Annotated in this window: 11 protein-coding genes; 6 read left to right on the forward strand and 5 right to left on the reverse strand. The window is 66.3% G+C overall.

What is annotated here, in order from left to right; all coding sequences use genetic code 11:
• Positions 1 to 378: an OB-fold nucleic acid binding domain-containing protein gene (locus ACQE2J_RS09020; protein ID WP_425119595.1), complete on the forward strand. Its 378-nt coding sequence runs from the start codon at positions 1 to 3 to the stop codon at positions 376 to 378.
• A 74-nt stretch (positions 379 to 452) separates the two neighbouring features.
• Here ACQE2J_RS09020 and ACQE2J_RS09025 read toward each other — a convergent pair whose 3' ends face one another.
• Both ACQE2J_RS09025 and ACQE2J_RS09030 read right to left on the reverse strand, forming a co-directional pair.
• Complete coding sequence (locus tag ACQE2J_RS09025; RefSeq protein WP_425119594.1) at positions 453 to 1,130, reverse strand: potassium channel family protein; 678 nt, start codon at positions 1,128 to 1,130, stop codon at positions 453 to 455.
• Positions 1,127 to 1,801, reverse strand: a complete 675-nt coding sequence (locus ACQE2J_RS09030) for a potassium channel family protein (RefSeq protein ID WP_425119593.1) — start codon at positions 1,799 to 1,801, stop codon at positions 1,127 to 1,129. The genes ACQE2J_RS09025 and ACQE2J_RS09030 overlap by 4 nt, the downstream gene beginning before the upstream one ends.
• A 136-nt stretch (positions 1,802 to 1,937) precedes the next feature.
• Between ACQE2J_RS09030 and ACQE2J_RS09035 the strand changes: the two genes are divergently transcribed.
• Both ACQE2J_RS09035 and ACQE2J_RS09040 read left to right on the forward strand, forming a co-directional pair.
• Positions 1,938 to 3,842 carry an APC family permease gene (locus ACQE2J_RS09035; protein WP_425119592.1) on the forward strand — a complete coding sequence of 635 codons (1,905 nt, stop codon included), beginning with the start codon at positions 1,938 to 1,940 and terminating at the stop codon, positions 3,840 to 3,842.
• Positions 3,843 to 3,849: 7 nt separating this feature from the next.
• Entirely contained in the window at positions 3,850 to 5,193 is a 1,344-nt protein-coding gene (locus ACQE2J_RS09040) for a class I SAM-dependent RNA methyltransferase (protein ID WP_135541242.1), read from the forward strand.
• A 69-nt stretch (positions 5,194 to 5,262) separates the two neighbouring features.
• Here the strand turns inward: ACQE2J_RS09040 and ACQE2J_RS09045 are convergent, their stop codons facing one another.
• On the reverse strand, positions 5,263 to 5,457 hold the full coding sequence (locus tag ACQE2J_RS09045) for a hypothetical protein (protein WP_135541240.1): 195 nt from the start codon (positions 5,455 to 5,457) through the stop codon (positions 5,263 to 5,265).
• A gap of 310 nt (positions 5,458 to 5,767) precedes the next feature.
• On the opposite strand from ACQE2J_RS09045, the gene acnA reads away from it, so the two are divergent.
• Both acnA and dxs read left to right on the forward strand, forming a co-directional pair.
• Positions 5,768 to 8,452 carry an aconitate hydratase AcnA gene (gene acnA, locus ACQE2J_RS09050; RefSeq protein WP_135541238.1) on the forward strand — a complete coding sequence of 895 codons (2,685 nt, stop codon included), beginning with the start codon at positions 5,768 to 5,770 and terminating at the stop codon, positions 8,450 to 8,452.
• A 390-nt stretch (positions 8,453 to 8,842) separates the two neighbouring features.
• Positions 8,843 to 10,783 carry a 1-deoxy-D-xylulose-5-phosphate synthase gene (gene dxs, locus ACQE2J_RS09055; RefSeq protein WP_425119591.1) on the forward strand — a complete coding sequence of 647 codons (1,941 nt, stop codon included), beginning with the start codon at positions 8,843 to 8,845 and terminating at the stop codon, positions 10,781 to 10,783.
• Positions 10,784 to 10,887: 104 nt separating this feature from the next.
• On the opposite strand, the gene ACQE2J_RS09060 is transcribed toward dxs, so the two are convergent.
• Both ACQE2J_RS09060 and ACQE2J_RS09065 read right to left on the reverse strand, forming a co-directional pair.
• A complete protein-coding gene (locus ACQE2J_RS09060) occupies positions 10,888 to 12,039 on the reverse strand; it encodes a ribonuclease D (protein WP_240689975.1) in 1,152 nt (383 codons plus the stop codon).
• A 17-nt stretch (positions 12,040 to 12,056) separates the two neighbouring features.
• Positions 12,057 to 12,671: a DUF3000 domain-containing protein gene (locus ACQE2J_RS09065; RefSeq protein WP_135541232.1), complete on the reverse strand. Its 615-nt coding sequence runs from the start codon at positions 12,669 to 12,671 to the stop codon at positions 12,057 to 12,059.
• A gap of 160 nt (positions 12,672 to 12,831) precedes the next feature.
• Here ACQE2J_RS09065 and hemE point away from each other — a divergent pair, with 160 nt between their 5' ends.
• On the forward strand, positions 12,832 to 13,878 hold the full coding sequence (hemE, locus tag ACQE2J_RS09070) for a uroporphyrinogen decarboxylase (RefSeq protein WP_426937468.1): 1,047 nt from the start codon (positions 12,832 to 12,834) through the stop codon (positions 13,876 to 13,878).

The following is a 13,878-nucleotide window of genomic DNA, read 5'->3' on the forward strand; positions in this document are numbered from 1 at the left end:
ATGCTGGATCTCATCAGCCGCCTCGTGCGTGACTTCGGCTCCCGCGATGCCGAAGCCCGCGCCGATCTGCGCTTCGTCAGCCAGATCCCCGGAGCCGTCCCGGTCGAAGACTTGGAGGCTCGGAAGACCTCGCGCATCGCCGGAGTCGTCTCAGCCACCACCCAGTCGTGCAGCGGCGACAGCCCCCGTCTCGACATCACCGTGGCCGACGGCACCGGTGAAGCCCGCGCCCAGTTCCTCGGACGTCGGGAGATCAGCGGCATCCGACCCGGCGCACTGGTCGTCCTCGAGGGCCGATTCTGCGGCAAAGACGGTGTGCTGACCGCGCACAACCCCGTCTACGAACTGCTGCAGACACGCGACGACTCGGACGACTGACCCAGCCTCGAGACGGACCGGACGACTGGGCCGGCCACAACTCGGACGGCCAGCTCAGTTCCCAGCCGATTGTCTCAGTCCTCGGTCGACGCCGCCGTCGCCCGCAGCAGCTCGAGCAGCGCGCCTTCCTGATCGGGGGAGGAGAGGAAGAACAGTTCGTCCCCGGCCTCGATGACGTCATCGGCACTCGGAGCGAACGCTCGCGAATTGCGGATGATCGCCACCAACACCGTATCCAGCGGGAACGTGATCCCGCCGATGCGTTCGGCCACGAGCGCGGCGTTCTCATGCACCGTGAACTCGAGCAGACCCGCCTGGCCGCGTTCGAAGCTCATGAGGTGGACGAGTCCGCCGACCTCCACCGCCTCCTCGACGAGAGCGGTCATCAGTCGCGGAGTCGACACCGCCACATCGACGCCCCAGTTGTCGTCGAAGAGCCATTCGTTCTTCGGATTATTCACCCGCGACACCGTCCGGGGCACCCCGAACTCGGTCTTCGCCAACAGCGAGAGCACGAGGTTTGTCTTGTCGTCTCCGGTCGCGGCCACGACGACATCGGCTTCCTCGAGCCCCGCCTCGGCCAGGCCGGCGAGCTCACACGCGTCGGAGAGCAGCCATTCGGCTCCGGGGATCCGCTCCAGCCCGAGAGCGTCCTTGTTCTGATCGATGAGCAGAACGGAATGATCCTTGTCGATGAGCTCCCTGGCGACCGAACGACCGACGGAACCGGCTCCGGCGATGACGACCCTCATTGTTCTTCCTCCACGGTTGCCACGGGCTGATCGAGGATCCGCTCGATCTCGCCGAGGCGGTCGACCGGACACATGAGATGGACGAGATCCCCGTCCTGGATGAGCAGATCTTCGTGAGCGACGATGCCCTCGGACAAGCGGGTGACGTAGGCGACCCGTGCCTTCGTCCGTGATTCGATCTCTTTGATCGGGCGGGCCACCCAACCGGGATCGAGATGCACCTCGGCGAGGACGAGATTGCCCGAAGGCTCACGGTATTCGGTGATCGAACCCTGCGGGACGAGCTTGCGCATCACCTGCTCAGCCGTCCACCGCACCGTCGGCACGGTCGGGATGCCGAGGCGTTCGAAGACCTGCGCACGAGCCGGGTCGTAGATGCGGGCCGCGACATTCGTCACCGCGAAGGTCTCGCGGGCGACACGCGCGGCGAGGATGTTCGAATTGTCCCCGCTCGAGACCGCAGCGAAGGCGAAGGCCTCGGCAGTCTTCGCCTGGGACAGGGTCTCTCGGTCGAAGCCGATGCCGGTGATCGTCGAACCGCTGAAATCGCGACCGAGTTTGAGGAACGCGTCCGGGTTCCGATCGACGACCGCGACGGAGTGTCCATTCGCATCAAGGGCTTTGGCCAGGGAGGCCCCGACCCGGCCGCAGCCCATAATCACGAAGTGCATCGGTTTTCCTCTCCGCAGTGATCTACCATTGGTTGCCGTGGCCAGCAGTTTTTCTGATGCCGTCAAAAGACTACTCGTTGGACGGCCCTTCCGCAGTGAGGACAGGCGTGCGCCGGCGCTGAAGAAGCGCATCGCAATGCCCGTCTTCGCCTCCGACATGCTCTCATCGGTGGCCTACGCTCCCGATGAGATCCTGTTGGCACTGTCGCTGACCTCACTCGTGGCCCTGACGGTGGCCCCGTGGATCGGCGTGGCCGTGGGCATCGTCATCCTCGTGATCGTCGCCTGCTATCGCATCAATGTCAGGGCCTACCCCTCCGGCGGAGGCGACTACGAGGTGGCCTCGAAGAACCTCGGCTCCGGTGCCGGGCTCGTCGTCGCCGCGGCCCTGCTCGTCGACTATGTGCTCACCCTGGCCGTATCGATGACGGTGTTCGCCGCGTACATCACGACGGCCTTCCCGCCGCTCGCGCCCTATCGGGTGCCGGTGGCGATCGTCGGCATCCTGCTCATCTGCCTCGCGGGCCTGCGTGGATCCCGGGCGACGCCGATGCTCCTGGCCGTGCCGACCTACCTGTTCCTCGGCGCCGTGTTCCTCACCATGTGCGTGGGCCTCATCAGGGTCGGCTTCGGCGACACCCCGCACGCCCAGACCGCCGACTACACGGTCGTCCACGGCAGCGTCGGCGACCAGGCGACCCTCGGACTGGCCACGGTCCTCATCGTGCTCCGCGCCTTCTCCTCGGGAGCCGTTGCCCTGGCCGGTGTCCAGACCGTAGCCAACGCGGTGCCGGCGTTCAAGAAGCCGCGCGGCAAGAACGCCGGCAACACCCTGCTGCTGTCCGGCCTGCTCGCCGCCCTCATGCTCACCGGGCTGACCTACCTGGCCTCGGCCACCGGCATCAAATACGTCGACGACCCGCACCTCTACCTCGTCCGCGGCGACGGCAGCCCGATCAGTGCCGAATACGAGCAGGAACCCGTGCTCGCTCAGCTTGCACATGCGATCTTCGATAACGCACCCGTGATGTTCTACATCGTCGTGCTCATCACCGCCCTCGTGCTCATCGCCGCCGCGAACACCGCCGTCGAAGGCTTCCCGGGACTGGCCTCCCGATTGGCGCGCGACGAATTCCTGCCCCGACAGCTGGCGACGAAGGGTGACCGGCTCACCTTCTCCAACGGCATCCTCCTGCTCGCGGGGGCCGCGATCGTCCTCGTCATCGCCACGAGCGCCTCGGCGACGATGCTCATTCAGCTCTACCTCGTCGGGGTCTTCGCCAGCTTCGTCCTCGGACAGGCGGGCATGGTCCTGCACTGGCGAAAGCGGCTGCGCTTGGTCATCGACTCGAAGACCCGGATGCGGATGCACTTCAACCGGGCCGTCAACGGAGTCGGGTGCGTGCTGGCCGCCGGAGTCCTCTTCGTCGTCATCGTCTCGAAGTTCCTCGCCGGTGCCTGGTTGGCCGTGTTCGCGATGGCCGGTCTCTACCTCATCATGGGTGCCATCCACCGCCACTACTCCCGCGTGGCCCGGGAGCTCGCCCCGGACGCCGATGTGAATTCGCGGACCATCCCGTCGAACACACACGCCATCGTCGTCGTCAGCGAGATCGACAAACCCACCATGCGCGCCCTCTCCTATGCCCGAGTCACACGGTCGAGCCAGCTCGAGGCCGTCACCGTGGCCGTCGATGAGGATGCCGCAGCCGATCTGCAGAAGCGGTGGAACGCGATGGAGCTGCCGGTGCCGCTGACGGTCCTCGGCTCGCCGTACCGCGAACTCGTCCGTCCGATGCTTGCGCACATCCTCGCCATCCGCAGGCGGTCTCCGCGAGATCTCGTCATCGTCTACATCCCGCAGTTCGTCGTCGGCCGCTGGTGGGAGCACATCCTGCACAACCAGGTCGCGCTCAAGCTGCGCACCCGCCTGCTCCTCGTCCCCAACGTCGTCGTGGTCTCCGTGCCGTGGCGGCTGAGGTCGTTCTCCCGCCAATACGGCGGAGACGGCCCCGACCCCTCTCTGTACAGGCAGGCATAGAACACTCATGAGCGACACATCGGTTCCCGCCCAGGATCTCACCCTCGACATCGAGTCCCCGGCAGCCGGAGGCACCTCCATCGCCCGCCACGACGGACAGGTCGTGTTCGTCTCGGGTGCCCTGCCCGGTGAGAGGGTCCGGGCACGCACCGCCGCGGGACCGGCCGCGAGATTCCTCCGCGCCGAAGTCACCGAGGTGCTCGAAGCCTCACCCCACCGTGTCGCTGACCGTCGTGCCGCCTACCGGTTCGACGGACAGGCCGGCGGTCCGGCCGGTGCCGCCGACGAAGCAGCGACCGGCTTCGGCGGCATGGAATACGCACATGTCGACATCGCCCATTCGCGGACCCTCAAAGCCGAAGTGCTCACCGACCAGCTGGCGCGCATCGGCCACATCGATCGGCAGGTCGAGGTCCGGCCGGCACCGCACGAGACCGACGGCACCGACTGGCGCACCCGCGTCCAACTGGCCGTCGACGCCGAGGGCCGGCCGGGAATGCTCGCGTCCCGTTCACACGATGTCATTCCCGTGAACACTCCGCCGTTGGCCGCCGGAGCGCTCCACGACCTCGACATCGCAGCGCTGCGTGCACCGGGGGCACGCAGGCTCGAATTCGCTTGGTCCGGAGACCATGGAGCACTCATCGTCCGCGGGCGCCCCACCGCTGAGGTCCTCGCCGAGATCGACGCGTGGCTGCCCGCTTCCTTCTCTCTGCTCGCCGAGGCGGCCGGGCCCGATCACGGCAAGCGCAGGGGGCGCGGACGCGGCCGCAGGCGTCCTCCCGCCGAGCTCACCATCGTCCGCGGCCGCCGGAACCTCACCGAGACGGTCGCGGGACGGGACTTCACCGTCGCCGCCGACGGGTTCTGGCAGGTGCACCGGGATGCGGCCGAACTGCTCAGCGCGGAAGTCAGCGCCGCGCTGCCCGACCGAGTGAAGTCGCTCACCGACCTCTACTGCGGAGTCGGTCTGCTCGGCATCTCCGCGGCACGGGCGACGGGAGCACCGCTGTTCGGAGTCGAAGGGGTCGGACCGGCGATCGAGCACGCACGTGCGAACGCCGCCGATCTCGACGCCCGGTTCCTCACCCTCGACGTCGATCGGGCCCGCCTGCCCGAATCCGATGTCATCATCCTCGACCCGCCGCGGGCAGGGGCAGGGAAGGCGGTGACCTCGGCGCTCATCGGATCCTCGGCGCGGACTCTGGTCTATGTCTCCTGCGACCCGGCGACGCTGGCCCGCGACCTCGCGCAGCTGACCGGCGGGGGATTCGCGATCGAGAGCCTCACCGGCTTCGATCTCTTCCCGCTCACCTCACACCTGGAGACGGTCACCGTCCTCCGGAGGTGAGGTCGACGTCCCCGGCAGCGCCGCCTCGATGAGGGCCGCGGTCAGTGGTGGAGCCGCCTCGGCGAGGGATCATCCGGCCGGGGTCCGGCGGGGGAGGAGCACGAGGACGATGAGGGCGATGAACGTCGTGAGGAATCCCCACAGTCCCCACCAGCCGGCGGATCGGCCCTTCTCCCTGGCGAAGGAATTGCAGATCACGGCGAAGATGATGCCGACGAGCAGTGCGCCGAAGCCGAATCCGGCGCCGAGCGTGAACGGGTCCATGGGGGTCTCCTCGGTGCTGATGCGAGTATGCGACGATGTCCTCGACGCGGTTCTCACATTAGGCACCGCGCCACGGCGGCGTCCCTGGTGATGACCGCAGATGAGTGAGGGGAAAACCCGACCGGAGGGTTCGAACCTCCGTGTGCCACAGTGGTCAAAGCCCCTCGAATGAGATAGAATTTATCTTGACGTCAAGATACTTTTGGAAACATATGTGTCGCGTAAATCGGTGCGCGGCGCAAGGGCCTGCCCGCAGACTCGGAACGGTCCGGTTTCTTGGATGAGTATCGGATGAAACAGGAGAATCACGATGAGCAACGTCGATACGTTCAAATCGAAGAGCACCCTGACCGTGGGCGATAAGGATTATGAGATCTATCGCCTCGACAAGGTCAAGGGATCGGAAAAGCTTCCCTTCAGCCTCAAAGTGCTGCTGGAGAACCTTCTGCGCACGGAAGACGGCGCAAACATCACCTCGGAGCACATCGAGGCGCTCGGCAGCTGGGACCCCAATGCCGAGCCGGACACCGAGATCCAGTTCACCCCGGCCCGCGTGGTGATGCAGGACTTCACCGGTGTGCCCTGCATCGTCGACCTCGCCACCATGCGTGAGAAGGTCGTCGAGCTCGGCGGCAAGCCGGATCAGGTCAACCCGCTGGCTCCGGCCGAGCTGGTCATCGACCACTCGGTGCAGATCGACCGCTTCGGCACCGCCGACGCCGTCGAACTGAACATGGACATCGAATACCAGCGCAACGGTGAGCGCTACCAGTTCCTGCGCTGGGGCCAGACCGCATTCGAAGACTTCAAGGTCGTGCCTCCGGGCATGGGCATCGTCCACCAGGTCAACATCGAGCACCTGGCTCGCGTGGTCATGCCGCGCGAGGTCGACGGAGTCCTCCGGGCCTACCCGGACACCCTGGTCGGCACCGACTCGCACACCACCATGGTCAACGGCCTCGGTGTGCTCGGTTGGGGCGTCGGCGGCATCGAGGCCGAGGCAGCAATGCTCGGCCAGCCCGTGTCGATGCTCATCCCGCGCGTCGTCGGCTTCAAGCTCACCGGTGAGATCCCCTCCGGTGTGACCGCGACCGACGTCGTGCTCACGATCACCGACATGCTCCGTCAGCACGGTGCCGTCGGCAAGTTCGTCGAGTTCTACGGCAAGGGTGTGGCCGAGGTGCCGCTGGCCAACCGTGCGACGATCGGCAACATGAGCCCCGAGTTCGGTTCGACCGCCGCGATCTTCCCGATCGACGAGGTCACCATCGACTACCTCAAGCTCACCGGCCGCTCGGACGAGCAGATCCAGCTCGTCGAGGACTACGCCAAGACCCAGGGGCTGTGGCACGACCCGGAGAACGAAGTCGAGTACTCCGAGTACATCGAACTCGATCTGTCCACCGTGGTGCCCTCGATCTCCGGACCGAAGCGCCCGCAGGACCGCATCGAACTCTCCGATGCCAAGAACCAGTTCGCCAAGGACATCCACAACTACGCCGCACCCGGCGAGGAGTCGAAGTCCGTCGACGTCACCACCGGTGACGGAGACCAGTTCGAGCTGGCCAACGGCGCTGTGGCGATCGCTTCGATCACCTCGTGCACGAACACCTCGAACCCCTCGGTGATGATGGCCGCCGGCCTGCTGGCCCGCAACGCCCGCAAGCGCGGACTCAACTCCAAGCCGTGGGTCAAGACCTCGATCGCTCCGGGTTCGAAGGTCGTGACCAACTACTACGAGAAGGCCGGGCTCATCGAGGATCTCGAGGCTCTGAACTTCTACATCGTCGGCTACGGCTGCACCACCTGCATCGGCAACTCGGGTCCGCTGGACCAGGAGATCTCCGACACCATTCAGGACAACGACCTCTCGGTCACCGCTGTCCTGTCGGGTAACCGCAACTTCGAGGGCCGCATCAGCCCCGACGTGAAGATGAACTACCTCGCCTCGCCTCCGCTGGTCATCGCCTACGCGCTGGCCGGGACGATGGACTTCGACTTCGAGAACCAGCCGCTGGGCAAGGACTCCGAAGGCGTCGACGTCTACCTCAAGGACCTCTGGCCCGCGCCGGAGGAGGTCGAGTCGGTCATCGCCTCGTCGATCTCGACCGATATGTTCGACAACGAATACGGCCGGATCTTCGACGGTGACGAGCGCTGGCAGCAGCTCGACACCCCTGAGGGCAAGATCTTCGAGTGGGACGACAAGTCGACCTACGTGCGCAAGCCCACCTTCTTCGACGGCATGGGACTCGAGCCCGAGGCCGTCGAGGACATCAAGGGTGCGCGCGTGCTCGCGAAGCTCGGCGACTCGGTGACCACCGACCACATCTCGCCCGCAGGTTCCTTCAAGGCCGATACCCCGGCCGGCAAGTACCTCGTCGAGAACGGTGTCGAGCGCAAGGACTTCAACTCCTACGGCTCGCGCCGCGGCAACCACGAAGTCATGATCCGCGGAACGTTCGCGAACATCCGCCTGCAGAACCAGCTCCTCGACGGAGTCCAGGGTGGCTTCACCCGCGACTTCACGCAGGAGGGCGGACCGCAGACGACGATCTACGACGCTTCCGTCAACTACGAGGCCGCCGGCACTCCGCTCGTCGTCCTCGGCGGCAAGGAATACGGATCGGGATCCTCGCGTGACTGGGCCGCCAAGGGCACGAAGCTGCTCGGAGTCGAAGCGGTCATCACCGAGAGCTTCGAGCGCATCCACCGCTCGAACCTCATCGGCATGGGTGTGCTGCCGCTGCAGTACCCCGCCGGCGAATCGACCGAGTCGCTCGGCCTCGACGGCACCGAGACCTTCTCCATCGAAGGCATCACGGAACTCAACGAGGGCAAGACCCCCGAGACCGTGAAGGTCACCGCCGAGAAGGAAGACGGCACGAAGGTCGAATTCGACGCCGTGGTGCGCATCGACACCCCGGGTGAAGCCGACTACTACCGCAACGGCGGCATCCTGCAGTACGTTCTGCGTCAGCTGGCAACCGCCTGATCGCAGGAGATGCGCCCGGGCGCTCGGTCTCAGTGAGTCAGTGACTCGCTGCGACCGCCACGTACAGGGCAGCCTGCAGTGAACGAAGGCCGGTGGGATTCTTCCCACCGGCCTTCGTCGTCCCTGGGCGACGGGCAACGGTGGGCGGAGCATCCCTCACCGTCAGCGTCTCAACATCGTGGTGCACCGGGGCGGTGTCCCGCTGAGGGTGAGGGATGCCCTGCCGTCGGCGGGGAGAGCGGGGGCGGGCGGCGGTGCATGATGCATGGCCAGTGGGAGGAGATGGACGCGGCGCGAGGAAGTATCCGCAGTGGGGTGGGGCGCTCCGGGAGGTGCGCGATAGAATGTGGCGATTGGAGTCCGCCCGTCAACGATGATGTGAGAAGTGAGATGACCTTCCTCGAAACGATCCACTCGCCGAGCGATCTGGCCCGGCTCGACGCCGGCGAGTGCGAGGTGCTGACCAAAGAGATCCGCGACTACCTCGTGACCACGGTGGCCGGCACCGGCGGACATCTGGGCCCCAACCTCGGCGTCGTCGAACTCACCATGGGCATCCACCGAGTCTTCGACTCCCCACGGGACACCATCATCTTCGACGTCGGCCACCAGACCTATGTGCACAAACTGCTCACCGGCCGCTGCGAGGAATTCTCCACCCTGCGCCAGCGTGAGGGACTCTCCGGCTACCCGAGCCGGGCAGAGAGCGACCACGACGTCGTCGAAAACTCCCACGCCTCGGCCTCCCTGTCCTGGGCCGACGGCATCGCAAAAGCCCGTCAACTCACCGGTGAGAGGGACCGCCACGTCGTCGCCGTCATCGGCGACGGGGCGCTGACCGGAGGCATGGCCTGGGAAGCGCTCAACACGATCGCCGCCGACACGTCGACCCCGCCGAGGCGGCTGGTCATCATCGTCAACGACAACGGCCGCTCCTACGCCCCGACCGTCGGCGGATTCGCCGCCCACCTCGACGAGCTGCGCACGACCTCCGGCTACGAGAAGCTGCTGAGCTGGGGCAAAGAGACGCTGCGTCAGTCCGGTGCGCCCGGCCGCGCGGCCTACAGTGCGATCCACGGTGTCAAACGCGGACTCAAAGACATGGTCAGCCCGCCGCAGACGGGAATGTTCGACGAACTCGGCATCAAGTATCTGGGCCCTGTCGACGGCCACGATCTGTCCTCGGTCGAAAAGGCCCTGCAGCTGGCCAAACAGTACGACGGCGGCCCCGTCATCGTCCACATGATCACGCAGAAGGGGCACGGCTACGACCCGGCGGTCAACGACGACACGGACCAATTCCACTCCGTCGGCATCATCGACCCGGTCACGGGCAAGGCGACACCGTCGAAGTCGACGTCGTGGACCTCGGTGTTCGGCACCCAGATCTGCGAACTCGCCGAGGAGCGTGACGATATCGTCGCCGTCACCGCGGCCATGCTCACCCCGGTGGGACTGGCGAAATTCGCCGAGGAATTCCCTGACAGGGTCTTCGACGTCGGCATCGCCGAACAGCATGCGGTCGCCTCGGCGGCGGGCCTGTCCTACGGCGGGCTCCACCCGGTCGTATGCATCTACTCGACATTCCTCACCCGTGCCTTCGACCAGATGCTCATGGACGTCGCCCTCCACCGCCAGGGCGTCACCTTCGTCCTCGACCGCGCCGGCATCACCGGTCCCGACGGGGCCAGTCACCACGGCATCTGGGACATCGCCATGCTGCGCATCGTTCCCGGCCTCCGACTCGCCGCACCTCGGGACGCCGCTCGACTGGTCGAAGAGCTGAGCGAAGCGGTCGCCGTCACCGACGGGCCGACGGTCCTGCGCTTCCCGCGCGGCGGCGTCGGAGCCGACATCCCCGCGCTGAGGCGGCTCGGCGATGGCGTCGATGTCCTCCGTGACAGGCCCGCCGGTTCCGAACCGGATGTGCTCATCGTCTCCGTCGGTCCCTTCGCCCTGCTGGCTGAGGACGTCGCCGAGAAGCTGGCCGATCGAGGCATCACCGCCACGATCGTCGACCCCCGTTGGGTGCTGCCCGTGCCCGATTCCGTCATCGACCTCGCGGCACAGCACAGCCTCGTCGTTGTGATCGAAGACGGGGTGAAGATCGGCGGCATCGGTTCGCAGATCAGATCCGACCTGCGCGAGGCGGACTCGCGGATCGGGGTCCTCGAACTCGGGGTGCCCGACGAATTCCTGCCGCAGGGAACGCGCGAAGAGATCCTCGCACACGTGGGACTCGACGCTGACACGATCGTCTCCGACATCGTCGGCGCCCTGCCCGCCGAGGTAGCCGACCGTGCCGATCAGAGTTCCCGCCGCGCGGTGTGACGATTCCACTCAGGCAGCGGACACGGTCGATCGGAGGGCAGCGGTCGCAGTCGTCCTCAGGGAAGCGATCGCAGTTGCTTCCAGGGGAGCAGACGAGGTCGCCCTCAGGGTCGGGGGAGGCCGGCCAGGGTCGTCGAGAGCACCGGAGTGCTCAGCTCGATCTGCCAGGGGCGCGCGCCCGCCTCGGCGAGGAAGTCTGCGACATCGACGACGGGCTGAGCGGCCAGGGACTTCACCAGGGCCGGCTGGAGCAGCACATCGTGGGGGATCGTCAGCTGCTTCGACAGTTCGGCCATCGCCGCCTTCAGTGCCGCGATACGGTCCTTGAGATCGGTATGGCTGAACGGGCTGCGTCGCTGCCGTCCGCCCTCCTGCTTCGGCGGGAGCTCTTCGGCGGTGAGGCGGGAGGCCTTGCGGTAGGCGCGGAAGAGGCGGGCCGCCTCGGCACGGGAGAGTCGGCGCCACTTCGTCATGATGTCATCGCTGGACTTCACTCCGGATTGGGCGAGAGCGACGAGGTCACGGTCGCGCAGCACCTTGCTCGGGGCGATATCGGACTCGAAGGCCATGGCGTCGCGCGCCCGCCAGAGTTCGCGGACCCGGGCGATATCGCGGCGTGAACGCAGTTTCGACAGGCCGTGCGTGCGCCGCCACGGTTCGTCGAAATGCTTCGGTTCGAAGTCGAGCAGGTGCGTGAACTCCTGGCGTGCGTACTCCCAGCGATCGACCTCGAGCAGCGACTGATGGAGGATGTCACGGATCGGCAGGAGCACTTCGACGTCGAGGGCGGCATAGTTCAGCCACGCCTTCGGCAGGGGCCGGGTGGACCAGTCGGCGGCCGAATGCTCTTTGGCCAGACGCACACCCAGAGTGCGTTCGGCGACCGCCGCCAGACCGAATTTCTCCCAGCCGAGGAGCCGTGCGGCCAGCTCGGTGTCGAACAGCGCCGCCGGGCGCATGCCGCGCTCCTGCAGGCAGGGAAGATCCTGAGTCACCGAATGGATGACCCACTCGTCGGAGCCGAACGCGGGATTGAGATCGCTGAGGTCTCCGAGGGTCTCGGAATCGAGGAGGAACGTGCCTGCACCCTCGCGACGCAGCTGGATGAGGAACGCTCGCTGCCCATATCTGATGCCCGAGGCCCGTTCGGCATCGATGGCGATCGGCCCATCGGCGGCAGCCAGGCTGGCGACCGAGGAGGAGAGTCCGTCCGGGGTGTCGACAACGTCGGGGACGCCATTCGCGGGTGTTTCCAAAAGCGGTAGTTCAGATGTCATCGACGGCGCCCGGGCAGGGCAGTGACTCCTTCAGGAAGTGGTGGCAGTCCGGCGACTGTGCTGAGCAGATCGATCCAGGCTTCGAAGTGATTGCCGATCAGATCCGGCTCGTCAATCACGGGTGTCCACGAAGCGCGCAGCTCCAAGTCTATCGTGGCCGGACGATCGGCCAAGGTGCCGAAGCTCTCCGACAGCACCCGGGTCGTCGTCCCGCCGGCGGCGAGCACCTGGCAGTCGTTGGCTTCCAGGGCGTCCTCGAGCCAACTCCACGCCACGTGACCGAGCATCGTCTCATTGCCGAGTTCGTGTTCGAGCTCTGCCCGAATATAGGAGACCACGCGGAAGCGGCCCTCCCATTCCTCGGGTGCGGCCGGGTCGAAGAGGACGACGATGCGGCCGGTGGCGAGTTCGTCGATGGTCTCGCCGCTGGCCCGCAGGAAGGTCTCGTCGGCGCTGACTTCGGCACCGAGCGCATAGGAGTAAGGCGCCAGACGTGCCGGCGCCGGAATCTCGGAGATCGACACATTGTTCGTGCTGCGTGCCTGACGCAGCACCGAAGTCACGGCCGAGAACTCCGCCGGAATGCGATTGAGAGGTGAGGTGTTGACCACACTTGACACGATAGATCAGCACACCGGGCGGGGGAATCGCCCACGCCGAGGCGACCCCCGGAGATTCGGCTCGCGCGAACCGCGACGACGGTTAAGACGCGGTGTCTTGAAACCGGAGCGCAGTTGGTCATCGTCTGGCGAAGAATGGGAAGATGGGGTCATGACATCACCCCTGTTGGCCGCCCTGCGTTCGGAGCCGGTGCCGCACACTCCCGTCTGGTTCATGCGGCAGGCCGGCCGCTCTCTGCCCGAGTATCGGAAGCTGCGCGAAGGCACGAAGATGCTCGATGCCTGCCGCGACCCCGAACTCGTCTCCGAGATCACCCTCCAGCCCGTGCGCCGCCACGGTGTCGATGCGGCCATCTTCTTCTCCGATATCGTCGTTCCCCTGCAGGCCGCAGGCGTCGACGTCGAAATCGTCCCCGGCGTCGGACCGGTCATCGCGCACCCGGTGCGCAGCCGCGCCGACATCGACGCCCTGCCCGAACTCGATGTCGCCGACATTCCCGACATCACCGAATCGATCCAGCGGGTGACTGCCGAACTCGGCGAGGCGACCCCGCTCATCGGCTTCGCCGGAGCCCCCTTCACGCTCGCCAGCTACCTCATCGAAGGCGGCCCGAGCAAGAACCATGAGAAGACGAAGTCGCTCATGGCCTCCGACCCCGAATCCTTCTCCGCACTGCTGGCGAAGCTCGCCCGCATCTCCACCACTTTCATCGACGTCCAGCTGCAGGCGGGTGCGAAGGCCTTCCAGCTCTTCGACTCCTGGGCCGGCTATCTCAGCCGTGCAGACTACGAAGACCACGTCCTCGAGCACTCCACCTCGGTGTTCTCAGCACTGGCGGCTCACGAGGTTCCCAGCATCCACTTCGGCGTCCAGACCGGCGAGCTGCTGAGTTCGATGTCGCGGGCCGGATCGACGGCCGTCGGCGTCGACTTCCGCGTCGACCTCGCCGATGCCGCCACCCGAGTCCCGTCCGGACGGGCGCTGCAGGGCAACCTCGACCCCGCACTCCTCTTCGCCCCGTGGGAAGCACTGGCTCCGCGAGTCGAGGCCATCGTGAAGAAGGGGCTGGAACTCGACGGCGGATTCGTCTTCAACCTCGGCCACGGAGTGCTGCCGGACACCGACCCCGAGGTGCCCGGTCGCATCGTCGACCTCGTGCACCGAGTCTCGGCAGAGATCCTCGGTCGCCGCAGCTGA

The sequence above is a fragment of the Brevibacterium sp. LE-L genome, assembly GCF_050214925.1.
In the GTDB taxonomy this organism is placed as follows: domain Bacteria; phylum Actinomycetota; class Actinomycetes; order Actinomycetales; family Brevibacteriaceae; genus Brevibacterium.

Bases quoted from the DNA above. Each gene is read 5' to 3' on its own strand.
- ACQE2J_RS09035 (WP_425119592.1), top strand. From the start codon at position 1,938: ATGCCCGTCTTCGCCTCCGACATGCTCTCATCGGTGGCCTACGCTCCC.
- hemE (WP_426937468.1), top strand. From the start codon at position 12,832: ATGACATCACCCCTGTTGGCCGCCCTGCGTTCGGAGCCGGTGCCGCAC.
- ACQE2J_RS09030 (WP_425119593.1), bottom strand. From the start codon at position 1,801: ATGCACTTCGTGATTATGGGCTGCGGCCGGGTCGGGGCCTCCCTGGCC.
- ACQE2J_RS09020 (WP_425119595.1), top strand. From the start codon at position 1: ATGCTGGATCTCATCAGCCGCCTCGTGCGTGACTTCGGCTCCCGCGAT.
- ACQE2J_RS09045 (WP_135541240.1), bottom strand. From the start codon at position 5,457: ATGGACCCGTTCACGCTCGGCGCCGGATTCGGCTTCGGCGCACTGCTC.
- ACQE2J_RS09040 (WP_135541242.1), top strand. From the start codon at position 3,850: ATGAGCGACACATCGGTTCCCGCCCAGGATCTCACCCTCGACATCGAG.
- ACQE2J_RS09025 (WP_425119594.1), bottom strand. From the start codon at position 1,130: ATGAGGGTCGTCATCGCCGGAGCCGGTTCCGTCGGTCGTTCGGTCGCC.
- dxs (WP_425119591.1), top strand. From the start codon at position 8,843: ATGACCTTCCTCGAAACGATCCACTCGCCGAGCGATCTGGCCCGGCTC.
- acnA (WP_135541238.1), top strand. From the start codon at position 5,768: ATGAGCAACGTCGATACGTTCAAATCGAAGAGCACCCTGACCGTGGGC.